A 22,694-nucleotide genomic window follows, 5' to 3' on the forward strand; every position below is an offset into this window, starting at 1 on the left:
CAAATAGAATCGATCTTTTTAGTGGCTCACTTTCATCCGCCCCACTATGCTCACTTTGGTCCGCCGCGGGTGGCTCAGTTTAATCCGCCGAAGGTGGTATACTATGCCCGTTTTTTGCAGCCAAGCAACAACGGGAAAAATTGGAGCGAAGAAGTCCTTTGATCGAACAGGATGCCAAAACACGGTATCTTGAATTTATGCAGAAATTCCCGAACCTGGTCAATCGAATTCCGTTGTCCTATATCGCATCCTATCTGGGAATCACCCAATCGACCTTGAGCAGGGTCCGGAAAAGTATTGGGTAATCCTGCTTTTTGCCTTATGTCAAACGAATCCATTTTACAAAGGGCAACCTTTGTATCAATGATAATCAAAAAATCTAGAAAAATGGAATCAAGAAAATTAGGCGATTGTGGATTGGAAGTCTCCACCCTGGGATATGGATGTATGGGATTGAGTTTCCCTGGCGCCCCTTCCAAAACGGAATCTATTAAATTGATCCGATCGGCCTTTGACGAGGGAATCACTTTTTTTGACACGGCACTTCGTTATGGGGACAATGAGCTTTTGGTAGGGGAAGCACTTGCTCCCATTAGAAGTGAAGTGGTCATCGCGACCAAGTTTGGGTTCAAACCGGATGCGCAATTTGAGGTGGAAAGCCGTCCAAAAAGTATAAGGTCGGCTGTCGAAACCTCATTGGAGCGATTGGGAACCGATCATATTGATCTGCTGTACCAGCACAGACTTGATCCGAACATACCCATTGAAGAGGTGGCAGGAACCGTGAACGACCTGATCCAGGAAGGCAAGGTCAAGTACTTTGGACTGTGTGAGGTGGATTCGGCAACCATACGAAAGGCGCATGGGGAAACACCCCTTTCGGCACTGCAAAGCGAATATTCCCTATTTTATCGGGAGCCCGAGTCAGAAGTGTTGCAAACCTTGGAGGAACTGGGGATCGGATTGGTACCCTTCAGTCCTTTGGGCAAAGGATTTTTAACGGGTACGATATCTGCGGAAACCAAATTTGACGATACGGACCCACGAAATCTTTTGCCCCGTTTTTCAGAGGAAAACAGAAAGGCCAATAAGGCACTGGTGGACCTAGTGGTTTCCGTGGCCAACGACAAAGGGGCCACCCCGGCCCAAATAGCCCTCGCATGGCTCCTTGCCCAGAAACCCTTCATTGTTCCCATTCCAGGAACTTCCAAGTTACACCGTTTACAGGAAAACATTGGTGGGGTAAAGGTGGCATTGTCACAGGACGAGCTGAAGAAAATTGAAGGTGCCTTGGAGGCCATTAAAATTGTAGGGGAGCGCTATCCGTCACAAATTCAAAAGAAGATCGGCAAATAATCTTTGATTGCAATGGTAGCTTCAGTGAAGCTTTGATACCAATCATCCCATCTCTACTACAGGCCAGCTCCAATGGAGCGGCCTGTAGTGAATGGAATGTCTAAAGTTGCCATGAAATCCATAGGGATTAAAAATTTTGTAATTCCCATTGCCCTCTCACAAGGGCCATTGGGAAGGTCGGGAATAAGTGGAAGCCCATTATCTTCAATGTAATCCGTGACCGGACCATTCGTTTTGGTCAATTGGATGCAATCATTCCCGATGTTACCCGAAAGGTATTGACCGAACAGTTAAGGGAATTGGAGGAAGATGGCATTATTTTGAGAACGGCCTATAAGGAAATACCACCACGGGTGGAATATCAGCTTACAGATCAAGGAAAGGCAATGCTGCCTATCCTGGACTCCTTAAAAGATTGGGTTCTGGAATTTTAAAGTAACGAAATGGGGGCCAAGGGATTTTGTCTAATTGTATAAAATCCGAAACTCGGAAGGGCTCATACTCGTTTTCTTTTTGAACAGTTTACTGAAACTCTGTGGATGCTCAAACCCAAGGTCATAGGCAATCTCGCTGACGGACTGTTCGGTAGTCGATAATTTTTCCTTTGCCCTATCGACCAACATGTCATGGATGTGCTGCTGTGTATTTTTACCGGTATACATTTTTAACAATCCGCGAAGATAGTTCTGGGAGATATGCAGCCCTTCCGAGATATACTGTACGGTCGGCAACCCTCTTGAAACCAAGTCCCCATCATCGAAGTAGGTGGACAAAAGCATGTCCAATTTTTCCAAAATTTGATGATTGGACTTTTCCCTTGTGATATATTGTCTATTGTAAAATCGCTCTACATAGCTCAGCAAATTTTCAACATGGCTTATTATAATTTGCTTGCTGAATTTATCAATGGTGGAATGATATTCATTCTTGATGGCAGCGACGATGCCATTGACAATGGTTTCTTCCTTGTCGGATAAAAAGAGTGCTTCATGTACGGCATATCCAAAGAATTCATATGTCTTGATCTTTTTGGCCAACGTTGTATTCCATATAAAATCGGGATGGATGAGCATGATCCATCCCTTAAGGTCATCCTCAGGGGATGGTCCACCACCCGATATCAATTGGTTTGGGGCCATGAAGCCCATGAGTCCCTCATCGAAATCATAGGTCTGTTGTCCATATTGTAGTTTATTCTTGAATCCCCTTTTCAAGGTGATGTAATAAAAATCCAATATGGCCCTCATTTCAGTGAAGCCCTCGGGCATTTGTACATCCGCATAGTTCATTACACTGATTAGGGGATGCTCTGGTGGGGCCAAACCTATCATCCGGTGCAGTTCGGTTATTGATTTAATTCGTAGCGTGTTCATCCATTTGAATTTTGGGTAAAAGGATATGTCGATGGATTATTAAGGCATGATCATAAAAGGGAAACCCGGCCAGGACAAATTTGGTGCTGCCCGGCCATAGTGCCAAACCAATCGATCAGACCATATATCACGTATTTAAAATTAATACTTTTTATGGTCATAGGTAACATTGGCCAACTCAAGGGATATGTCCCATAATTTTTTGGCAACCATTTTATCCTCGGCCTGTACCGGTATTTTTGCCGGAGTGGGAAATCCTCGGGTCTCACTCAATTTATTTGGGCCATAATAGGCTCCTGGTTCCGCCTCAGGGGAGGTAGCGGCAAACAATGTCGGCAAGGCCCCCATGGCGGGTGGTTGGAACATAAAAGGAAGAAATGTCCTCATTATCCCCGAAGAACTCCATCTACCCGCACCGGTGATCAAAAGATTGGTGCGGGAAACACCGGGGTGGGCTGATAAGCTCATGATGCCCCAATCATGCTTGTAACTTTGACGTTGAAGCTCAAAGGCAAACATGAGATTGGCCAGTTTGGATTGTGCATAGGCTTCCATGGGCTTATAGGAAGATGTTGACTGGAGATCGTCGAAATTGATCCTGCCATCGCGGTTTCCGATACTCGAAACGGTGACCACGCGGGGATTGTTTCCCATGGTTAAAAGTGGCACAAGATGGGCTGTCAATGCAAAGTGCCCAATATGGTTCGTGCCAAACTGTAGTTCCAGACCATCGGCGGTTTCAAGCCGTTTGGGTGGGGTCATGATACCGGCATTGTTGATAAGAAGATCAATGGATCTGCCTTTTTCCTTCATTCTCTCCCCAAAGGCCTTGACCGAGGAAAGGTTGGCAAGATCGATTTTCTCGAAACTCACCTTGGCCTTTTGATATGATTTGTGGACCTGTACAATGGACCCCATACCTTTTTTGGGGTCACGCCCTGTCATGATGACTTCCCACCCGGCCGATGCCAGTGCAAGGACATCTTGAAAGCCGATACCCTCGGTTCCACCCGTTACCACTGCCAACCCCCCGCTACTTTTGGGAATATCGGATGCAGTCCAATTTTTGATTTTGTTTTTCATTCTTCGATGCTTTTAATTCTAAACTGTTACTGTAGTTCGTTGTAATTTCAATGAAACCCCTAGGTCGACTTGAACTGTACTTTTTATTCAGGTGTGTTTTTGAAGTACTGGCAAATACGTTATGAGGTCAAGATGTAATTATTGAAGATATATCCCATGATCATGGCGATTGGAATCCCTACGGCAGCGTTGATCAGTGCCTTTTTGGCCTTGTTGGGAAAGGCATTTCTGTACCTGAAATACAAAAAGAACCCAATGGGTGGAATTGCGTTTGATAGTAGGGTCTGAACCACAGAAAGTTTGTCAATTTTGATGTTTTTTTCCATTTTATTCTTATTTAATTGTTACCAATAACTCTTCAACAAATAGACGGATGTGATTCACCCGAATGGTTGATTGAATGCTTCTTTCTTCTTTACTGTCCACTACTTTTAGGATGTATTTCTTATCTGTCCAAGCCCACTTACACATTGTGCTTTAGTAGATACCAGAGGCATTTCCAAATGCTATCATTTTGATGAGTAATGACACCCCAAAATTCAGTTTAATTGGATGGACCGACGTATCTAGAACGCCTTTTGTTGTAGTCATAAATCACAGTATTGCAGGATTATCACATAGGGGATATCACCACTTTGCTTATGGGTGTGGATTCATTCCTTGAAAAATGATCTGTATTGTGAAAGCTTGGATCTGTCACGAACAGGTTCTAAAATATTGATTTGAGCCATCTCCTTCTGAATGTCATAGGCAACAAAAAGTTTTTCAGTATGATCACTTCTTGATAAAGACCGTCAAGAGTTCTGAAGCTTTTTTAGTCTTATCATACCCAAAGGGACTTGTGAACTTATTTTTTGGACTTTTCAATAAAGTGTGTTTGGGCTTTTCAATAAACTAAAACTGTCAAAGTATATTGAGATTTGCAGGAGATGAAAACTAAATGATGAACCGCAAAGAAACAGTGTTGGTAACAGGTGGAACCGGATTTGTAGGGATGCACATCCTGTTCCAATTGTTACAGAAAGACTATTCCGTCAGAACAACTATAAGAGATAAAGCAAGTATTGATGGGATACTACAAACCTTAAAGGACAATGACATCACGAATCTTGAAGGATTGTCCTTTTATGAGGCGGATCTAACCAATGACAAGAACTGGGAAAAAGCAATTAAAGGCTGTACGTATATCATGAGCGTGGCCGCTCCGGTATTTTTCGACAGGCCAAAAAATGAAGAAGAAGCCATGGGCCTCGCAAGGGATGGGATATTACGTATTTTGGAATTGGCCAAAAAGGAGGGGGTCAAAAGGGTTATAATGACCTCAAATTTTGGAGCGGTTGGATTTACCCAGACCGATAGGACCAGACCCACCACCGAGGAAGATTGGACAAACACGGAGCATAGGGCGATTTCCGTGTACGAAAAATCAAAGACCATGGCAGAAAAGGCAGCGTGGGCGTTTATCAAAAAAGAAGGGGGAAACCTTGAATTTGCCACCATCAACCCAGTTGCCATCTTGGGACCTAGCTTGAATTCCCATGTTTCCGGAAGTTTTCACTTGCTTGAGGCTCTATTGGACGGTTCCTTAAAGGCAATTCCAAACATTCCATTGAATATCGTTGATGTCAGGGATGTTGCCAAATTGCATATTTGTGCCATGGAGACCGTCGAGGCCAATGGTAATCGTTTTATAGCCTCTGCTGATGGACAGATCTCATTGCCCCAAATCGCCGAATTGTTGAAAAAGGAAAGACCTGAAGTGTCCCTTAATGTTTCGTCCAGAACACTTCCCAGCCTTGTTCTTACCATAGCTTCACTGTTCAATGCCAAAGCCAGGGAAAGTGCCTTGCTGGCCAAAATCAACCGGAATGTAAGCAATCAAAAGGCAAAGAGCATATTAAAATGGACCCCTATGGCCACTCAGGAAGAGACCATTTTGGCTGCAGTGGATTCAATGAAAAAATATAACTTAATAAAAGGGTGAACATATGACCACTAGGATCATTAGCGGAATCGTATTGCTTATCACTGTCTATATCGGGATAAGCCATGGTTTAAGGGTGTTTCAAAAGCCCTCTGAACAATATTTGGACATGATGAATTCTTTGGGCATCACCGACACAATGAGAATTGTGTTCGGTGTTTTGTCCTTTGGTTCGGTGCTGCTGATACTATTGCCAAGGACATTCTTCATCGGAAACACAATAAGGGCCTTACTTTTGGTATTTTTAATGGCCTTGTCCCTTAAGGCAGGGAATTATAAATTTGCGTTGGTTGAAATCCCATTTGTCCTAATGCCCTTGCTACTGATTTACCTGGGACATCCTTTGAAGTTCAATTAGTATTTAAAAAAACAACAGCTGAGAGCGATTACAGAAGATACAAGAGTCCATATGTTGAAGGAACAGTTTGTTCCGGACACTGTGCTCATGTATGTGGCCAGGGGTGCCATCCAAACGTATGATGGGAATCAAAGAACGATTTTTAGGGCCGGTGAATATGGAATAGCTCAAAAAAACAGATTGGTAAAGTATGAACTCGTGGGAAGTGAAACGTCTTTTGAGCCTGTCATATTCTGTTTTGGTGAATCATTTTTACAGGCCTTTAAAAACAAACACCAGATTGAGGCACAACAGAATGCATTCCGTGATGCATTTATAAGGATATCCAGTTCACCATTGATAAACAGTTTTATGGATTCCATTAAACCGTATTACAAAGGAGCCATGGAATTGGAAGCGGAATTTGAGGATATAAAATATGAAGAACTTTTGATCATTCTATTGAAAGAAAAGCCTGAACTGGCCGATGTCTTGTTTGATTTCCGAAAACCTGGAAAAATAGACTTGGAAAAGTTTATGGTCAAAAACTTTACGTTCAATGTGAACATAGACCAGTTTGCAACGTTGACAGGGAGGAGCCTATCAGCCTTCAAGAGGGATTTTAAGGAAATATTTGGGGAATCCCCAAGTCGATGGCTGGTGAAAAAACGTTTGGCGGAAGCCTATTTTTTGATTGATAAAAAGCGTAGAAAGCCAAACGATATTTACCTAGATCTAGGATTTGAAAGTTTATCCCATTTTTCAGTGGCATTTAAAAAACAATTTGGCCAAACCCCCACGCAACTTGCAACAGATAATAACAGCTGAACTCATTTGGATGAACCCGGATTCTAATTAAAGGTGTGTCATAACAATGATTTATTGGATTGCGAGGGTATATTGAGAAAATGGTCCCAACTCTAATTTTTTGAGTGAAAAATTGAACAATAAATTTTTCACATAACCAAAGCAAAATTTATGCTAGCCCTTGCAATGGTCATGTAGGACCATGGGTGACTAATCGGTTCTCTTACGAAACTTTCCACTACATTATCTAATTAAAGCCCGTGGACGGGACTCGAACCCGCGACCCCTTACTTGACAAACAGGTTTTTAAAGCTTTTATGAAAAAAATATATAAAATAAATATCCTGAACGCTATAATATAAAAACAGAAAACGCGTGCAAAAGTTAGGGGTAAGATTATGGGACAAAAAGCTTAGGTATTTTTGGATAAGACCTTTTGCTGAAAGTTAAGTTTCTTTTTTAATAGTTGCATGTCCTCACTCACTTTTCTGTTCAAAATCTTGGCGTAATGTTGTGTTGTTCGGAGTGATTTGTGCCCCAGCATCTTGCTTACAGACTCAATTGAGACGCCATTGGAGAGGGTTACAGTAGTCGCAAAAGTATGTCTGGCCAAATGAGTGGTCAGGTGTTTGTTGATTCCGCTAAGGTCCGCTATTTCCTTTAAATAGGCATTCATTTTTTGATTGGTCAATACGGGCAATACTTTTTTATCCACGAGTAGGGGACTGTGCTCATACTTTTCGAGGATCATCAAGGCAGTAGGTAAAACAGGAATGTTACTTTTTGTTTTAGTTTTAGTCCGTTTTGTGTTGATCCAAAGGTCTCCGTCAATCCCTACAACAAAATCGTCATGCGTCAATTTTTTTACATCCGCATAGGCCAATCCGGTAAAGCAACAGAAAACAAAACAATCCCTTACATGCTCCAAGCGCTCATTTGTAAAAGGATAATCCATCAATTGTTGTAGTTCTTCATTGGTCAGAAATTCCCGTTCAACATTTTTCAATCTTGCTTTCCAATTGGCAAAAGGGTCTTTGGTAATCCATCCATTGGCATAGGCAATCCGAATTATTTTTTTAAAGTTCACCACATATTTAATGGCCGTATTGTGACTACATTTTCTTTTAGTCTTTAAGTAATATTCAAACCCTGAAATGAAGGCATGGTCTACATGCTGTACTGGAATATCCTTTTTTCTGAGTTCCCTACGGAGATATTCGCACAGATGGCTTTTTGCGGTTTTGTACCGTTCTGCTGTACCGGCAACGAAATCTTTTCCTATTAATTCATTGACCCTGTCATTGTGTTCCTGAAATATCTCCAAAAGCATTTTGCTGGGCCTGTCCAATCCCAAATAGGACTCTTTAAGTGACACCGCGGTGAGCACTTGATCTCGACCCCTCAACTTGTCTGCATGGAGGTAAAGGTCAGTGCGTATCTTGCTCAAATAGGAATTTAACTGCCTTACTTCTTGGGAGAACCCCAATACCTTACCATATGCCGCATCCCATGCACTGGGGTGCACCTTGCGTCTTGTACTGAACTCAGCACGCTTTCCGTCGATTGTAATTCTGACATAAATGGTTGACCTGCCAATGCGGTCTTGTTTGTATTTTCTGAGATAGAAGAGAAGAGATACCATAAAAGTGACACCGATTTTAACATTATTTGCCTTGAAATTAGAAAAAAAATATTAAACAATAATCATTATAAATATCTGATATACAATATTTTAAATGTTATTAGGTGCCCCTTTTTGATGAGATTGGAGGGGGCACCGAAAGGGGTGCTTTTTAATATAGTTTCAAATGATATTATTTGATACTATAAAAAATGAAAAACCCTGTAAATTATTGATTTACAGGGTTTAATGTTTTGAGATGATATCTCTCAGCGGAGGAAGAGGGATTCGAACCCCCGGAGGTGTGACCCTCAACAGTTTTCAAGACTGCCGCATTCGACCACTCTGCCATTCCTCCTAAGCGGGTGCAAATATATAAAGCTTTTTCTTATCCCAAAAGACCTTTTTGGTTTATTGTTGTATAAAAATAAAAATCCGATGTACCTGTTGGAGCACATCGGATAGTGTTTTAAGGATAGGTGGGTTTTAATCAATGCCAAACTCCAATCCTAAGGAGATAATGTCCCAACTACCTCCATCTAGGGCTACCCCCCTGTAAGCTAGCACAATGTCCATCATTTCGGTTATGGAGTATGCGGCTCTTGGTGCATAATAAAATCCACCATCGTTGCCATCACTTATTCCTAGGGCATAGCCAAGGTCCGCGCCTAGCGAGAATTCATCGGAAACACTGAAACGACCTGCCGCGGCAATGGGTAGGAACTGCACGTCATCAACATCGATAGTTCCAAAACCAGTATCTATTTCGTCACCGAAAGAATGTGAATAGCCCAAAGTCGGGCCAGCTTGGAACTCATCGGACACATCGAACAAGTAGCCTAATTCCACGGCAATTGCAAATGTCGATAAGTCTCCAGCATCCCCGATGGGAAGACCTGCATGGATTCCTGCTTTGAAATCACCTTGTGCTTGTACACAGGTTAATCCAAAAAATGCGGCTAGTGTAAATAATGCGATTTTTTTCATGAGATTGTATTTAAGGTTAAATCAAATGTAATAATTTTTAAAAAAATGACATTTTTAACACTATTAAAATATGTTTTTGGCAAATTAGTAGTATTCTTTCTTGCTTATTTTGATGATTCTTGATTTTACTAAAGTTCATCAATTCTATATGCCGTTCAAAACAATGGTCATACCTTTGTTTTTATGCTTGAGTGGTACCATTATTTGCTATTGATTGCTGTTGGTTTTGCAGTGGGGTTTATTAACACCGTAGCAGGGGGTGGGTCGTTACTGTCATTGCCAACCTTAATCTTTTTGGGGCTACCGCCGGCCGTTGCCAACGGCACCAATCGGGTGGCCATTGTTATCCAAACGGTGATGGGTACTGCAGGGTTCAAGAGTAAAGGGATTTCTACGTATCCTTTTAATATTTATTTGGGGATATCGGCTTTTTTGGGAGCTATAATAGGTGCATACATTGCAGTGGATATTGATGGGGAAACCTTCAATAGGATTTTGGCCATAGTAATGATTGCCGTAGTACTTATCATCATTTTTAAGCCCAAAATGAGGATAGACGAGATGCAAGAACGACTCACGGGCAAATATCTTTGGATTGCTCTTGTGGTTTTCTTCTTTTTTGGTATCTATGGGGGCTTTATCAATGCGGGTCTTGGATTTTTAATGATGCTGTTTTTGCATTATTTTAATCAAATGAATCTAGTAAGGTCCAATGCGACCAAAGTGGCCGTGGTTTTTGTTTATATGTTGGCCGCATTGGCGGTTTTTGTATTGAACGATAAAGTGGATTGGAAAATGGGCCTTGTTCTTGCTATCGGAAATGGGTCGGGAGCATGGTTCGCCAGTAGGTTTTCTGTAAAAAAAGGAGACGGATTTATAAAAACGTTTTTGATCATAGCAGTGGTTTTGATGGCCATCAAACTATGGTTCTTTTAAATAATATTTACTATGCCGGGATTTGAACTCTTTGGGGATAAGGAGAGAAAAGAAGTACAAGATGTAATGGACTCCGGAGTGCTCATGCGCTACGGGTTTGATGATTTGCGAAACGGACATTGGAAAACCAAGGAGCTGGAGTCCGGACTGTCCCAACGAATGCAATCCAAATATACACATGTTGTGAGCAGTGGAACTGCTGCATTGACAGTGGCTTTGGCCAGTGCAGGAGTTGGAGCGGGGGATGAAGTGATTATACCTACTTTTACCTTTGTAGCCAGTTTTGAGTCCATTCTCGCTTTGGGAGCAGTACCTATTTTGGTCGACATTGATGATACCCTTACCTTGAAACCTGAGGCGGTCGAAAAGGCCATTACCCCACAGACCAAAGTGGTGATGCCCGTGCACATGTGTGGTTCTATGGCCAATTTATATGCTTTGAAAGCCATTTGTAACAAACATGGTCTGTTATTACTGGAAGATGCCTGTCAGGCCATAGGAGGCACCTATAATGGAAAACCACTGGGGAGTATTGGAGATTTGGGCTGTTTTTCTTTTGATTATGTAAAAACTATTACTTGTGGAGAAGGCGGTGCAATGATTACCAACAATCACGATTATTATGAAAATGCCCATAAATATTCCGATCACGGTCATGATCATATGGGAAACAACAGAGGGGCGGAAGAACACCCATTTTTAGGATATAATTTTAGAATCTCTGAAATGAATGCCGCAGTAGGTGTTGCCCAATTGGCCCGTTTGGATGAGTTTTTGGCCATTCAAAAGCGGAATTATACCATTTTGAGGGAAGCGTTGTCCAATATTCCCGAGGTTGTTTTTAGAACTGTTCCAGATGGGGGAGAGGAGAACTATTCATTTCTAAACTTTTTCATGCCTACAGAAGAATTGGCCCAAGTGGCCCATCAAGAATTGATTGAGGCAGGGGTGGATGGTTGTTTTTATTGGTACGACAATAACTGGCACTACTATAAAAAATGGGAACATCTCACTAATTTGAAATCTTTGGGTAAGCTGCCAAAAGATGTACAAGAGGCTTTGCCCGATTACAGCAAAGCTGATTTTTCCGAATCTGATAAATGGATGTCCAGAAACATATCCTGTTTGATTAAATTGGGATGGTCGGAAGAAGAAACCGTTGCCCGGGCCAACACAATGGCAGAGGCCATAAAGGCATCAATCTGATGGTGATCAGTGGAACTGGAATCGTCTGTTAGTAATTCACATACTCCACAATTTCAAGACCGTAGCCTACCATGCCCACACGTTTGGTTTGACCAGAGTTTGTCAATAATCTAATCTTGGAGATGTTGATATCATGCAGTATTTGAGCTCCAATGCCAAAATCTTTATTGTCCATTTCAACTTTAGGGGCTTTACTTATGCCTTCGTCCTGTAATTTTTTGAATTCGGACAGTCTGTTCAACAAGTTCATGGATTGGTTCCCTTGGTTAATAAAAATCATGGCACTCTTCTCCTCTTTGTTCAAGGCATCGAACATGTGCTGAAGCGCCTCATCCGGATTATTGGTCAGGGTGCCCAGAATATCGTTGTTCACCAAGGTAGAGTTGATTCGTGTCAGCACAGGCTCCCCGGTTTTCCAATTTCCTTTCAAAAGGGCGATATGGATTTGGTCGTTCGTGGTTTGCTTGTAAGCTCTCAAACGGAACTCGCCAAACCTTGTTTGTATGTTAAAAGCTTCCTTGAGCTCTATCAAGCTATCGTGTTCCATTCGATAGGCGATCAAATCCTCAATCGAAACAATTTTAAGATCAAACTTTTCGGCCACTTTCAATAGTTGTGGCAAACGGGCCATTGTTCCGTCTTCATTCAATATTTCAACCAAAATACCGGCTGGTTCCAATCCCGCCAATCGTGCAAAATCAATAGCAGCTTCTGTATGTCCGGAACGGCGTAGAACACCTCCATTTTTGGCCCTCAAAGGGAAGATATGACCAGGTTTCCCTAACTCGTGAGGTTTTATGTCTTTATTTACAAGCGCAGCTATGGTCTTGGCCCGATCATGGACCGAGATACCTGTAGTACAACCATATCCCAATAAATCCACGGATACGGTAAACTGAGTTTGATGAAGTACAGTGTTGTTCTGCACCATCATGTTCAATTCCAGTTCTTCGCATCTATCTTCCGTAAGTGGCGCGCAGATAAGCCCACGACCGTGCATGGCCATAAAATTGATCATTTCGGGGGTGACCTTCTCGGCAGCGGCAATAAAATCACCTTCGTTTTCTCGGTTTTCATCATCAACTACAATAATTACCTTACCGTCTCTAATGTCGGCAATGGCTTCTTCAATGGCGTTCAATTGTATTTTTTTATCCTTGGCGATCATTGGTCTTCAGCTTCTTTCTCTTTCTTTTTAAATAATGATTTGATACGGTCTATAAAATGACCAAACCCTACTAATCCCTTGTCAGCAGTAGCCCTTCTGGTCAGCGAAATGCCCAACGGCAGCATGATCATAGTGGGCAGCCAGGCTCCGATAGCGGGATGAATGTTTCCTTCCTTGGCATAATTACCGGCAAATACGCCGATAAAGTAATAGGTCAAAAATAGGATAATGGCCACAACCATGGGCAATCCCAACCCTCCTTTACGGATGATGGCTCCCAAAGGTGCCCCCACAAAAAATAGGATAATGCAGGAAAGTGCAAGCGCGTATTTTTGATGCAGCGACAATATATGGCTGTTGTAAAATTTATATCGGCTCTGGAGTTCGTCTTTTTTGGAATCTACCGTATTTATGATACTGGAAACCTCGTTCAGAGCTTTTTTCATGACTTGAATCTGTTCCCATTGTTCTAAACCGGACACAAATTGGTCAATACTTTTAATGGAATCCCTTTGAATGGTGTCCTTTGCCTTTAAAAGTTCTAATTTCTGTGTTGTAGTGTCTATGGGTGCCTTAACAGGAAAGGCTCCCATACGGTTCACCACGTTTTTGGAAAACGCCGTTACTTTTTCCAGATTGTTTTCCCGTAGGGAATCGATGTCCTTGATCAGGCGGCCAACATTTTTCATTTTGTTGGTGGTGATATTTTGGTCCTCTTCCAAATCTTGGTCGTTGAGTTCCGAAATGTCAATATTGATGGTGTAGGTATCAAAATTGGATTTTGCAAAGGGTTGTTTGCGTTTTTCTTGGGCGTCTTTTTTTACGATTTCTTCGTAGTAATTCCCATCTTTCAGTACCAATTGGATAATATCGGATTCCTCGCTACTGATCAATTCACCCGCTTTGGCCTTGATGACCGTATTATTGATGTTTTGGTCCGTTTTCTTGTGGATGATTACATTGTCCAAAAAACGGTCCTGTTCGCCATATTTTTTATCCACCTTGATGTTCATTCCTTGACCGGTTCCCTCAAAGTCGCTAAAAACACCTTCGGTAATTGCCGCGGCTGGTTTCACCTTGGCGATGTTCCGTCTAAGATTGAACATTTTTTGTTCGGATTTTGGGATAACATCATTGGCAAAAAAGAAGGTCACCAATCCCAAGAACAATACAAATACGATAAGGCTGCGCATCCCTCTTTGTAGGGATATCCCGGAAGCTTTCATGGCGGCGAACTCATAGTTTTCCGCAAACGTACCAAAGGTAAGGATGGAGGAGAGGAGTACTGTGAGGGGCAGTACTTTGTCCACCAATGTGGGAATAAAGTAAAAAATAAACTTGCCAATAATGACCATGCCCAGTCCCTTTCCAGCTAAATCATCGATGAAAAGCCATATTCCCTGAAAAATGAATATGACGATCAGGATGAAAAAGGAACTGAAGAAGTTGTAAAGAAATCTTCTTAGTATATACTGGTCAAGTATTTTCAATGCCTAGTTTCTTATGATGTAGTACCCTTTGTCCTCGTACTTTTTCTCGTCAAAGGTAAACAGAGTACTCGATATGGGCTGATTGGTTTTGAAAGAATTAACGGTAATAGTGGTTTTGGTACCATTGCTTCCCGTTTGGATCAGCTTGTAGATGTGTTTTGTTTGCGTATCGATTCCCAAAAGCACTGATTTGATCTCGGTATTGGAATCAATCGGAATCAATTTTACGTATTGAATTTTCCTGCCCCCCACATTTTGAAGGATGTCCCATTCGTAATTATGCCCCGTTTTGTAAAAGGTCAACATTTTGGAAGGGCTTACGTTGTCGTTGTCCTCATTAACGTCCTCAATGGTAACCTCTTCGTTTTCGGGCACTACGGTGTAGACTTTTTTGCCATCGTACATTTGCTTGGCCCCAAAATAGTTCAGTAGGTACTTTTCACCATCCAAGGTCACGTTTCCGTTGGTTTCTTGTTTTAGGTTGGCCTCTGTGTTCTCCAAAGTGGATTGGAAATCAATATAAATATTATCGTAGCTCTGTACTTTGTTGTACACCTCGTCCAACAAAGCTTTTGCTTTACCTGAGTTTTGCCCGTAAGAAAAAAGTCCAACTGCAAACAATGTTATAAAAAGAATACTTTTCTTGATCATGATTTTATTTTGCTTCATTTTCTAATAATTGATCTAAGGCATACATATCGGGGACCAAAACCTGTCGGGCCTTACTGCCTTCAAATGGCCCAACAATTCCGGCAGCTTCTAATTGATCTATGATTCTACCGGCACGATTGTATCCCAATTTTAATTTTCGTTGGATCAAAGAGGCCGAACCTTGCTGCGCTGTAACGATTACTTCGGCAGCTTCCCGGAACATGGCATCCCTGTCCTCGATATCATTATCAAGACTTGTGCCAGATTCTTCACCTACATACTCTGGCAGCAAGTGGGCTTCCGGATAGGCACGCTGTGATCCAATGTAATCGGTGATTTTGGCTACTTCGGGTGTATCAACGAAGGCACATTGCAATCGGGTAACATCGTTCCCTTGAGTGTAGAGCATATCCCCTCGACCAATGAGCTGGTCGGCCCCCTGGGCGTCCAAAATGGTTCTTGAGTCGATTTTTGAAGTTACCCTGAACGCAATCCGCGCCGGGAAGTTTGCTTTGATAATACCCGTAATCACGTTTACCGAAGGTCTTTGTGTTGCAATGATCAAGTGAATACCGATGGCACGTGCCAACTGTGCCAATCTGGCAATGGGTGTTTCCACTTCTTTGCCAGCTGTCATGATCAAATCGGCGAACTCATCTATCACCAAAACAATGTAGGGAAGAAATTTGTGCCCGTCGTTCGGGTTGAGCTTTCTCGCCTTGAACTTCACATTATACTCTTTAATATTACGTACCATTGCCGTTTTTAGCAGCTCGTAGCGGTTGTCCATTTCAATGCAGAGAGAGTTCAAAGTGTTGATTACTTTGGTATTGTCCGTTATGATGGCCTCATCGGAATCTGGTAATTTGGCCAAGAAATGACGCTCAATTTTGTTATAGAGGGTCAATTCCACTTTTTTGGGGTCAACAAATATAAATTTGACCTCCGCTGGATGCTTTTTGTAGAGGAGGGAAGTAATGACGGCATTTAGACCCACGGATTTACCTTGACCGGTGGCACCTGCCATGAGCAAGTGGGGCATTTTGGCCAAATCCACCACAAATGTTTCGTTGCTGATGGTTTTTCCGAAGGCAATCGGCAGTTCCATCTCTGCCTTTTGGAATTTATTCGATGCAATCACCGAGCGCATGGAAACGATGGTGGCGTTTTTGTTCGGTACCTCGATACCCACGGTTCCTTTTCCGGGAATAGGGGCGATGATTCGGATACCCAATGCAGCCAATGACAAAGCGATGTCGTCTTCCAAGTTTTTGATCTTGGAGATTCGGATTCCGGCCTCTGGAACAATCTCGTATAGGGTTACGGTCGGACCTATGGTCGCTTTGATCTGCGCAATCCCAATTTTATAGTTTTTGAGGGTGCTAACGATTCGGTTTTTGTTTTCCTCAAGCTCCTCTTGATTGATGGTGATTCCACCGGAAGCCCCATGTGCTTCGAGCAGGTCCATGGTAGGGAATTTGTAGTTGCCCAATTCCAATTTGGGGTCGAACTCTCCAAAATCCTCTACCAGTTTGGCTGCTTTGGCATCGGTTTCTTCTTCCTCAACCGGAGTTTCCTCGACTTTTAATGCTATGTCTGATTCTTCCTCTTCGGGAATGTTTACGTCGAGCCCAGCTTCATCCAAAGGAGGAATATCTTTTTTATGCGTGTAGGTGTCCACTTTTTCGGGAACCGTCTCTTCTGTGGTCAATATCAGACCGTCTTCGTCATCTTCTTGAACTGGGGTATCCTTGGTGTGGACAGTTGGTTCTTCCTTAAAATCTGATTTTATCTTTTGTTTTTGTCGTCTGAAGAAGTTGGCGAACCCTTCGGGGGTGAAATTGAACAATCGCACCAAGATTACCATCAAAACAAATATCAGAATCAAGAACACACCAATTTTACCAGTGTAATCTTGAAGAAAATCGTTCATCTCATAACCTATCAGTCCGCCTAAAAGAGGATAATCGGCCGCAAAAAAGCCCAAGGCAATAGACCCCCAGATAACTCCGACCAATCCCCAAATCCATTTGTATATCAGTCGCTTGCCATCTAAAGCAAGAAATAAATAGAGTCCGGTAATGGCCAATAAAAAAGGGAATACAAAGGAGGCAAGCCCAAATCCCCGGTACATAAAAAAGTGGCTTACGTTGGCACCAAATTTGTTGAGCAGATTGCTGGCTTCGACATTGCGGTCTGCAAATTGTGATAGCATACTCTGATCTTCCTGCCATGTAAAATAGAAAGACATGAAGGAGAAGAAAAGCGCTATGCTGAGAACGATCAAAAGACTACCGAAAATAATCTTGTTCTGCTTGGAAGGTTTAAAGGACAGCTTCCTTTTGGCAGTTGTGGTAGTTTTTTTTGATTTTGATTTTGTTCTTTTTTTGGCCATTAATCGTTTTTAAGCAGGGCTAAGTTACAAATTTACGTTGCTACTCGGGGTCTTGGATTTTACTAAAAAATCTTGGGGACATAGATGATCAAACCTATAATACTTGCCAAGACTGATACTATCATAACGGCCCCTGCGGAAATATCTTTTATAAAACCAATCTTAGGATCCAAATTGGGCTGGATATAGTCGCAGATTTTTTCAATGGCCGTGTTAACACCTTCTACGCCCATCACCATCCCTATCGCCAAAACCTGAACTATCCATTCGGTGGAGGAGATTTCAAAGTAAAAGCCACAAGCAGTGACAATCAATGTGATAAAGAACTGGATTTTGATGCTGGGTTCTGTCCGTAACAACAGAAACATGCCCTTAAGGGCAAAGCCAATGCTTTTGATCCTGTTCTTAAAAAAAGATTCTTTAGGCATCCATCAAAGCTTCAAGAGCGGCTTTGTAATTTGGCTCATCTACAGTTTCCGATACCTGTTCAGAGTAAACTACCTCTCCATTTTCATTGACCACTACAACGGAGCGAGATAACAATCCTTGTAACGGACCATCAGTAAACTCAACATGGTAGGATTTACCAAAGTTCCCATCCCTAAAATCGGAAAGGGTCTCTACTTTGTCAATACCTTCTGCGCCACAAAAACGTGCCTGGGCGAAAGGCAAATCTTTGGAGATGCACAATATTGCGGTATTATCCAATTCAGCAGCTTCTTGGTTGAACTGTCGCACAGATTGCGCACAAGTTCCCGTATCGATGCTGGGAAAAATATTAAGAACAACCTTTTTACCCTTGTAATCGGATAGGCTAGTGGAGGAAAGGTCGGTTTTTACTAAAGTAAAGCTTGGGGCTTGGGAACCATTTTCTGGTAGGTTGCCAAGTGTATGAATTTCATTTCCTTTAAGTGTTACAGTTGCCATAGTAGTAGTTTTGATTCGGAACCAAAAATACTAAAAAAACCTTCCCGAAGTCTGTTCCGGGAAGGTTCTTATTATAGTGTTTGTGACAATGTCCGTTACTTGTCTATAGAGCCAAGCACCCTCGACATAAAACCATTGAGTGCTTCCTTTTTGGGAGTACCGTTCTTGATTTCATGCGTCACTTCGATGGCTCCGTAAATATTGGAGATCAATTCCCCGATCATATCCAGTTCCTCATCTTTTAAACTGGAAACTTCGCAAACACTTTCGAGGGTATCCGCAGTTTCCTGCAAGTAGTCCTCATCGTGCTCCTCGGCAAAATTGACCAATTGTTTAATTATGGGCAACTTCATGGATCAAGTCTTTTAAAACATCATACTTATTGGTCTGCACCTGATTCTTCAAAGATCCTTTTGAAAAAGCGGCGAAAGTGGGTAGGTTGTCCACATTGGCCAGTTTTCTGGATTCCGGGAATTTTTCGGCATCGACCATAACAAAGGTTACGTTCTCGTTCAAAGACGCTTCCTTTTTGAACTTTGGCTTCATGATCCTACAGTTGCCGCACCAAGATGCGCTGTACTGCACCACTACGTTGTCATTGTTGGCAATGACCTCGCTTAAATTGTCTTTGTCCAATTCTACAACCATAGCGCTCTTAGTTTACGTGATTGGCCAAGTAATCGGAAACACCGGCTCTGTCCGCATTCATGGCTTGTTTTCCTTCTTCCCAGTTGGCTGGGCAAACCTCACCTTTTTCCTGCACGTGGGTGTAGGCATCTACCAAACGCAAAAATTCCTTTACGTTTCTTCCCAACGGCATGTGGTTGATACTTTCGTGGAATACGGTTCCTTCTTCATCAATCAAGTACGTAGCTCTGTATGTTACGTTGTCGCCTTCCACTACAACAGAGTTGGTCTCTTCGTTATAGTCTTCTTTCATAATGTCCAAGATGCCCAATGCGGATGCCAAGTTTCTATTGCTGTCAGAAACGATAGGGTAGGTAACTCCTTCGATGCCTCCATTGTCCTTTTCGGTGTTCAACCAAGCAAAATGTACTTCGGCAGTATCACAAGAAGCTCCGATAACAATGGTATTTCTCTTTTCAAACTCACTTAGGTTTTGTTGAAAGGCAAAAAGCTCGGTCGGACAAACAAAAGTGAAATCTTTTGGGTACCAGAACAACAAAACCTTCTTGTTTTCTGCTTTGGCTTTCTCTAAAATGTTGATTTTGAACGTGTCGCCCAATTCGTCGATGGCGTTTACTTCAATGTTTGGAAATTTTCTTCCTACTAAAGTCATTTATTGGATGTTTTTTAAATTCTCGAGTAGCAAAAATAGGGTGGTTTTACGGCTTTTACCAACTTAAAAATTAGTATTTCTTATGGTTGGATAAGCCGTGACTATGCCATAAAAAAGCACTATCAATATTGAGGTTGTGGCAAAATTGCACATCGAATTTTAACGACTTCTCAAAGATACCGGGCTATTGAAAAAGCTGAAAATAAAATTTATTCAGAGGCCGTGGTAGTAAGTTGCTTGATCTTGATTCGGAAAGCAGCGAAAAGCAACGTCATTATAGGGCTTAACCAATTAAAAATAGCATATAGGAAGTACTCACCGACACCAACGCCCAAAACGCTACTATGATAAGCACCGCAGGTGTTCCAAGGCACCAGAACGGAGGTCACCGTTCCTGAATCCTCCAATGATCGGCTCAGGTTTTCGGGGGCAAGACCACGTTCCTTATAGGCTTTCGAGAACATTTTTCCGGGCACTACAATCGCCAGATACTGGTCGGAAGCGGTTACGTTCAATGCCAAACAGCTTCCCACGGTGCTTGCAAACAGTCCAAAAGTGGTCTTGGCCAATTTTAAAAGGGATTCCGTGATACGCTCCAAAGCCCCGATACCGTCCATAATTCCGCCAAATACCATGGCGCAGACTATCAGCCAAATGGTGCCGAGCATACCCGACATTCCACCCGAAGAGAATAAATCGTTCAGGGCAGGATCATTTGTGGCAATTTCAGTATCAACTGTGATGGCATTCATAATTCCTTTGTACCCTGTTTCAAAATTCAATGCGGTGCCTCCACCGATATTGGCTACGATGTCAGGCTGAAAAATTAGCGCAAAAACACCGCCCAACAAAGTTCCTACCAAAAGAGCCATCAATGGCGGCGCCTTTTTAAGAATCAATCCAATTACGACCAAGGGTACAATAAACAGCCAACCATTAATATTGAAGGTAGACCCAATATTGGTAAGGAGCGAACTTGTGTCTGCCACTCCGGATGTATCAATTGTAAAACCAAGAATAATAAAAACAATCAAGGTCACCACAATGGTCGGAACCGTAGTGAGGGTCATATATCGAATATGGGAAAACAAATCCCCTCCCGCCATGGCGGGGGCCAAGTTGGTGGTATCGCTCAATGGTGACATTTTATCCCCGAAGTAAGCACCGGAAAGCACGGCGCCTGCCGTCATCCCCAACGAAATGCCCAAGGCCTCGCCGATACCTATCAATGCAATACCAACAGTTGCGGCAGTGGTCCAGCTACTTCCCGTAGCAATGGAAATAATGGCGCAGATTACCACACAGGCCGCCAAAAATATGGTTGGATTCAAAATTTGAAGTCCGTAATAGATCATTGCCGGAATAATTCCGCTTACCAGCCATGTTCCGGATAATGCGCCCACCATTAAAAGGATAAGCAAAGCACCTGTGGTGGATCGAACATTTTCGGCCACCTCATCGATCATTTGATCATAGGATACCTTGTTGAAAAAACCAACGATTGCCGCGACCGCTCCGCCCATTAAGAGTATAAACTGGTTGGAACCGCTTAGGGCGTCATCACCAAAAACAAAAACATTGTAGGCCAGCATGGCAACAAGGGCGAATACGGGTATCAACGCTTCCGTGATGCTCAGTTGTTTGTTCTCTACAATATGTTCGTCTTCCCTAAATTTTGGTTTTTCCTCTTTGTTCGGCATTTGGTCTGAGTTTGTTAAGAGGTAATATTACGATTTTGCACCTTGTTGTGCAAACCCCATTAGTCGACTTAACTAGGCCAAACTTGCATCTGGCGATAGAATATCCAACTTTTCCATACAGCTTCGCATGGTGGTGTATGTCTTTCGGATATCATTGTCCAGACCAATGGAAAAACGGATAAGTCCTTGGGATAGACCCAGTTCCTTTTGCTCTTCTTCTGGAATTTCTGAAGATGTGGAGGTTCCCGAAGCGCTGAACAATGTTTTGTAAAAGCCAAGACTTACTGCCAAATAGCCCAATTTTTCTTTTTGCATCAGTTCCATCAAGGTATTGGCACGTTCCACGGAACCTACATCAAGGGTAAGCATTCCGCCAAAACCGTATTCTGGGTTCATTTGGGATTTCATCAAACGATGCCCGGAATGACTTTCCAGACCGGGATACACTACTTTTAAACCATCTTTTTCAAACTGTTCGGCGAGGTAGTGGGCATTTTCACTATGTTTTTTTATTCGGATGTGCAACGTTCGCATATTCTTCAAAATGGAAGCGGCACGAAGGCTGTCCAACGTACTGCCCAAGAGCATTCCCGCTCCGTTGTTCACATCTTTCAAACTCAAACAGAAATCTGTGGATGCACAAACAGCGCCAGCAACACAATCACTGGTGCCGTTGATGAATTTGGTAAGACTGTGCACTACAATATCGGCACCCAGCTTTGCTGCGTTAATGGTCAGCGGCGAAAACGTATTGTCCACCACCAAGGGCATATCATTGTTCTTTGCGATTTTCGACAACGAAGGAATGTCCGCAATTTCCAACAATGGATTGCTTACTGCCTCGCAATAGACCATCTTGGTCTTTGGTGTGATGGAGTTCTTCACCGTTTCCAAGTCGGTAATGTCCACAAAGGAGACTGCGATATTGAACTTTTTCACAAAATTCTTCAGGAACGCATAGGTTCCTCCGTAAATGGTTCGGCTGCAAACGATATGATCGCCTGTATCACACAATTGAAGAATCATCGCAGTAATGGCGCCCATTCCGCTTGCGTACACATTGGCCGATTCCGTGCCTTCCAGTTGTGCCATGGCCTCGCCCAAATACAGGTTGGAAGGGGAGGAGTGGCGGCTGTACAGGTAGCACCCTTCGGTATTGCCCTCGAAGGTATCGAACATGGTTTTTGCCGATAGAAATGTGTAGGTCGATGAATCTGATATGGAAGGGTTTACACCTCCGAATTCACCAAAATATTGAAGGTCCTGTATGTGTTCCGATGCTTTGTATTCCATAATGTGCTGTTTTTAGTAAAATTAGGAATTGATAGACCTAAAATCAATAGATGTATTAAAATGAAGATGATTGGTCGGAA

General features: G+C 42.6%; 23 protein-coding genes, 1 tRNA gene and 1 pseudogene. 8 read left to right on the forward strand and 17 right to left on the reverse strand.

All coding sequences use genetic code 11. The features are described 5' to 3' along the window. Positions 1–137 precede the first annotated feature (137 nt). The 3 genes and pseudogenes from K1F36_RS00005 to K1F36_RS00015 all read left to right on the forward strand — a co-directional run. Positions 138–305: pseudogene (locus K1F36_RS00005) on the forward strand (Crp/Fnr family transcriptional regulator); the annotation flags it as partial. Positions 306–387: 82 nt separating this feature from the next. Continuing rightward, positions 388–1,356, forward strand: a complete 969-nt coding sequence (locus tag K1F36_RS00010) for an aldo/keto reductase (protein WP_220111962.1) — start codon at positions 388–390, stop codon at positions 1,354–1,356. Between the two features lie 167 nt (positions 1,357–1,523). Further along, complete coding sequence (locus tag K1F36_RS00015; RefSeq protein ID WP_220112361.1) at positions 1,524–1,790, forward strand: winged helix-turn-helix transcriptional regulator; 267 nt, start codon at positions 1,524–1,526, stop codon at positions 1,788–1,790. 30 nt (positions 1,791–1,820) lie between these two features. Here the strand turns inward: K1F36_RS00015 and K1F36_RS00020 are convergent, their stop codons facing one another. From K1F36_RS00020 to K1F36_RS00030, 3 genes are all read right to left on the reverse strand, one after another. Then, positions 1,821–2,729, reverse strand: a complete 909-nt coding sequence (locus K1F36_RS00020) for a helix-turn-helix domain-containing protein (protein WP_220111963.1) — start codon at positions 2,727–2,729, stop codon at positions 1,821–1,823. Between the two features lie 141 nt (positions 2,730–2,870). Beyond that, complete coding sequence (locus tag K1F36_RS00025) at positions 2,871–3,812, reverse strand: SDR family oxidoreductase (RefSeq protein WP_220111964.1); 942 nt, start codon at positions 3,810–3,812, stop codon at positions 2,871–2,873. A 119-nt stretch (positions 3,813–3,931) separates the two neighbouring features. Then, complete coding sequence (locus K1F36_RS00030) at positions 3,932–4,138, reverse strand: hypothetical protein (protein ID WP_220111965.1); 207 nt, start codon at positions 4,136–4,138, stop codon at positions 3,932–3,934. Between the two features lie 614 nt (positions 4,139–4,752). On the opposite strand from K1F36_RS00030, the gene K1F36_RS00035 reads away from it, so the two are divergent. Genes K1F36_RS00035 through K1F36_RS00045 form a run of 3 tightly spaced genes read left to right on the forward strand, consistent with a single transcriptional unit; the run spans position 4,753 to position 6,961 of the window. Beyond that, the gene (locus K1F36_RS00035; RefSeq protein ID WP_220111966.1) at positions 4,753–5,796 is read left to right on the forward strand and encodes an NAD-dependent epimerase/dehydratase family protein; all 1,044 of its coding nucleotides are present in this window, start codon (positions 4,753–4,755) and stop codon (positions 5,794–5,796) included. Positions 5,797–5,800: 4 nt separating this feature from the next. Beyond that, complete coding sequence (locus K1F36_RS00040) at positions 5,801–6,154, forward strand: hypothetical protein (RefSeq protein ID WP_220111967.1); 354 nt, start codon at positions 5,801–5,803, stop codon at positions 6,152–6,154. A 51-nt stretch (positions 6,155–6,205) separates the two neighbouring features. After that, entirely contained in the window at positions 6,206–6,961 is a 756-nt protein-coding gene (locus K1F36_RS00045; protein ID WP_220111968.1) for a helix-turn-helix domain-containing protein, read from the forward strand. A gap of 391 nt (positions 6,962–7,352) precedes the next feature. Here the strand turns inward: K1F36_RS00045 and K1F36_RS00050 are convergent, their stop codons facing one another. The 3 genes from K1F36_RS00050 to K1F36_RS00060 form a co-directional block, all read right to left on the reverse strand. Next, positions 7,353–8,582, reverse strand: coding sequence for a site-specific integrase (locus K1F36_RS00050; RefSeq protein ID WP_220111969.1), 1,230 nt, complete (start codon positions 8,580–8,582; stop codon positions 7,353–7,355). A gap of 252 nt (positions 8,583–8,834) precedes the next feature. Continuing rightward, positions 8,835–8,919 (reverse strand) — tRNA-Ser (locus tag K1F36_RS00055). A gap of 128 nt (positions 8,920–9,047) precedes the next feature. Then, positions 9,048–9,548: an outer membrane beta-barrel protein gene (locus K1F36_RS00060; protein WP_220111970.1), complete on the reverse strand. Its 501-nt coding sequence runs from the start codon at positions 9,546–9,548 to the stop codon at positions 9,048–9,050. Positions 9,549–9,731: 183 nt separating this feature from the next. Here K1F36_RS00060 and K1F36_RS00065 point away from each other — a divergent pair, with 183 nt between their 5' ends. Together K1F36_RS00065 and K1F36_RS00070 are read left to right on the forward strand one after the other, a co-directional pair. Then, positions 9,732–10,484: a sulfite exporter TauE/SafE family protein gene (locus K1F36_RS00065; RefSeq protein WP_220111971.1), complete on the forward strand. Its 753-nt coding sequence runs from the start codon at positions 9,732–9,734 to the stop codon at positions 10,482–10,484. 12 nt (positions 10,485–10,496) lie between these two features. After that, positions 10,497–11,690, forward strand: coding sequence for a DegT/DnrJ/EryC1/StrS family aminotransferase (locus K1F36_RS00070; protein ID WP_220111972.1), 1,194 nt, complete (start codon positions 10,497–10,499; stop codon positions 11,688–11,690). 28 nt (positions 11,691–11,718) lie between these two features. On the opposite strand, the gene ribB is transcribed toward K1F36_RS00070, so the two are convergent. The 11 genes from ribB to K1F36_RS00125 form a co-directional block, all read right to left on the reverse strand. Continuing rightward, positions 11,719–12,858: a 3,4-dihydroxy-2-butanone-4-phosphate synthase gene (ribB, locus tag K1F36_RS00075; protein ID WP_220111973.1), complete on the reverse strand. Its 1,140-nt coding sequence runs from the start codon at positions 12,856–12,858 to the stop codon at positions 11,719–11,721. After that, positions 12,855–14,348 carry an LptF/LptG family permease gene (locus tag K1F36_RS00080; protein WP_220111974.1) on the reverse strand — a complete coding sequence of 498 codons (1,494 nt, stop codon included), beginning with the start codon at positions 14,346–14,348 and terminating at the stop codon, positions 12,855–12,857. The genes ribB and K1F36_RS00080 overlap by 4 nt, the downstream gene beginning before the upstream one ends. A gap of 3 nt (positions 14,349–14,351) precedes the next feature. Further along, positions 14,352–14,999, reverse strand: coding sequence for an outer membrane lipoprotein periplasmic chaperone LolA1 (lolA1, locus tag K1F36_RS00085; protein WP_166250442.1), 648 nt, complete (start codon positions 14,997–14,999; stop codon positions 14,352–14,354). Positions 15,000–15,003: 4 nt separating this feature from the next. Beyond that, the gene (locus K1F36_RS00090; protein WP_220111975.1) at positions 15,004–17,394 is read right to left on the reverse strand and encodes a DNA translocase FtsK; all 2,391 of its coding nucleotides are present in this window, start codon (positions 17,392–17,394) and stop codon (positions 15,004–15,006) included. Positions 17,395–17,456: 62 nt separating this feature from the next. Next, positions 17,457–17,822, reverse strand: a complete 366-nt coding sequence (locus tag K1F36_RS00095) for a diacylglycerol kinase family protein (RefSeq protein WP_220111976.1) — start codon at positions 17,820–17,822, stop codon at positions 17,457–17,459. Continuing rightward, on the reverse strand, positions 17,815–18,321 hold the full coding sequence (tpx, locus tag K1F36_RS00100) for a thiol peroxidase (protein WP_220111977.1): 507 nt from the start codon (positions 18,319–18,321) through the stop codon (positions 17,815–17,817). Before tpx ends, K1F36_RS00095 begins: the two co-directional genes overlap by 8 nt. Positions 18,322–18,416: 95 nt before the next feature. Then, positions 18,417–18,674: a DUF6952 family protein gene (locus K1F36_RS00105; protein ID WP_220111978.1), complete on the reverse strand. Its 258-nt coding sequence runs from the start codon at positions 18,672–18,674 to the stop codon at positions 18,417–18,419. Then, positions 18,655–18,969 carry a thioredoxin family protein gene (locus K1F36_RS00110; RefSeq protein WP_220111979.1) on the reverse strand — a complete coding sequence of 105 codons (315 nt, stop codon included), beginning with the start codon at positions 18,967–18,969 and terminating at the stop codon, positions 18,655–18,657. Before K1F36_RS00110 ends, K1F36_RS00105 begins: the two co-directional genes overlap by 20 nt. A 7-nt stretch (positions 18,970–18,976) precedes the next feature. Continuing rightward, positions 18,977–19,621 (reverse strand): peroxiredoxin, encoded by a 645-nt coding sequence (locus K1F36_RS00115; protein ID WP_108247238.1) that lies wholly within the window; start codon positions 19,619–19,621, stop codon positions 18,977–18,979. Positions 19,622–19,830: 209 nt separating this feature from the next. Next, complete coding sequence (nhaC, locus tag K1F36_RS00120) at positions 19,831–21,321, reverse strand: Na+/H+ antiporter NhaC (protein ID WP_220111980.1); 1,491 nt, start codon at positions 21,319–21,321, stop codon at positions 19,831–19,833. 72 nt (positions 21,322–21,393) lie between these two features. Beyond that, complete coding sequence (locus K1F36_RS00125; RefSeq protein WP_220111981.1) at positions 21,394–22,614, reverse strand: aminotransferase class I/II-fold pyridoxal phosphate-dependent enzyme; 1,221 nt, start codon at positions 22,612–22,614, stop codon at positions 21,394–21,396. Positions 22,615–22,694 lie beyond the last annotated feature (80 nt).

Source organism: Flagellimonas abyssi (assembly GCF_019457905.1).
In the GTDB taxonomy this organism is placed as follows: Bacteria; Bacteroidota; Bacteroidia; order Flavobacteriales; family Flavobacteriaceae; genus Flagellimonas; species Flagellimonas abyssi.

Coding starts and splice junctions, on each gene's coding strand:
- K1F36_RS00010 (WP_220111962.1), top strand. CDS start 388: ATGGAATCAAGAAAATTAGGCGATTGTGGATTGGAAGTCTCCACCCTG.
- K1F36_RS00020 (WP_220111963.1), bottom strand. CDS start 2,729: ATGAACACGCTACGAATTAAATCAATAACCGAACTGCACCGGATGATA.
- K1F36_RS00025 (WP_220111964.1), bottom strand. CDS start 3,812: ATGAAAAACAAAATCAAAAATTGGACTGCATCCGATATTCCCAAAAGT.
- K1F36_RS00030 (WP_220111965.1), bottom strand. CDS start 4,138: ATGGAAAAAAACATCAAAATTGACAAACTTTCTGTGGTTCAGACCCTA.
- K1F36_RS00035 (WP_220111966.1), top strand. CDS start 4,753: ATGATGAACCGCAAAGAAACAGTGTTGGTAACAGGTGGAACCGGATTT.
- K1F36_RS00040 (WP_220111967.1), top strand. CDS start 5,801: ATGACCACTAGGATCATTAGCGGAATCGTATTGCTTATCACTGTCTAT.
- K1F36_RS00045 (WP_220111968.1), top strand. CDS start 6,206: ATGTTGAAGGAACAGTTTGTTCCGGACACTGTGCTCATGTATGTGGCC.
- K1F36_RS00050 (WP_220111969.1), bottom strand. CDS start 8,582: ATGGTATCTCTTCTCTTCTATCTCAGAAAATACAAACAAGACCGCATT.
- K1F36_RS00060 (WP_220111970.1), bottom strand. CDS start 9,548: ATGAAAAAAATCGCATTATTTACACTAGCCGCATTTTTTGGATTAACC.
- K1F36_RS00065 (WP_220111971.1), top strand. CDS start 9,732: ATGCTTGAGTGGTACCATTATTTGCTATTGATTGCTGTTGGTTTTGCA.
- K1F36_RS00070 (WP_220111972.1), top strand. CDS start 10,497: ATGCCGGGATTTGAACTCTTTGGGGATAAGGAGAGAAAAGAAGTACAA.
- ribB (WP_220111973.1), bottom strand. CDS start 12,858: ATGATCGCCAAGGATAAAAAAATACAATTGAACGCCATTGAAGAAGCC.
- lolA1 (WP_166250442.1), bottom strand. CDS start 14,999: ATGATCAAGAAAAGTATTCTTTTTATAACATTGTTTGCAGTTGGACTT.
- K1F36_RS00090 (WP_220111975.1), bottom strand. CDS start 17,394: ATGGCCAAAAAAAGAACAAAATCAAAATCAAAAAAAACTACCACAACT.
- K1F36_RS00095 (WP_220111976.1), bottom strand. CDS start 17,822: ATGCCTAAAGAATCTTTTTTTAAGAACAGGATCAAAAGCATTGGCTTT.
- tpx (WP_220111977.1), bottom strand. CDS start 18,321: ATGGCAACTGTAACACTTAAAGGAAATGAAATTCATACACTTGGCAAC.
- K1F36_RS00105 (WP_220111978.1), bottom strand. CDS start 18,674: ATGAAGTTGCCCATAATTAAACAATTGGTCAATTTTGCCGAGGAGCAC.
- K1F36_RS00110 (WP_220111979.1), bottom strand. CDS start 18,969: ATGGTTGTAGAATTGGACAAAGACAATTTAAGCGAGGTCATTGCCAAC.
- K1F36_RS00115 (WP_108247238.1), bottom strand. CDS start 19,621: ATGACTTTAGTAGGAAGAAAATTTCCAAACATTGAAGTAAACGCCATC.
- nhaC (WP_220111980.1), bottom strand. CDS start 21,321: ATGCCGAACAAAGAGGAAAAACCAAAATTTAGGGAAGACGAACATATT.
- K1F36_RS00125 (WP_220111981.1), bottom strand. CDS start 22,614: ATGGAATACAAAGCATCGGAACACATACAGGACCTTCAATATTTTGGT.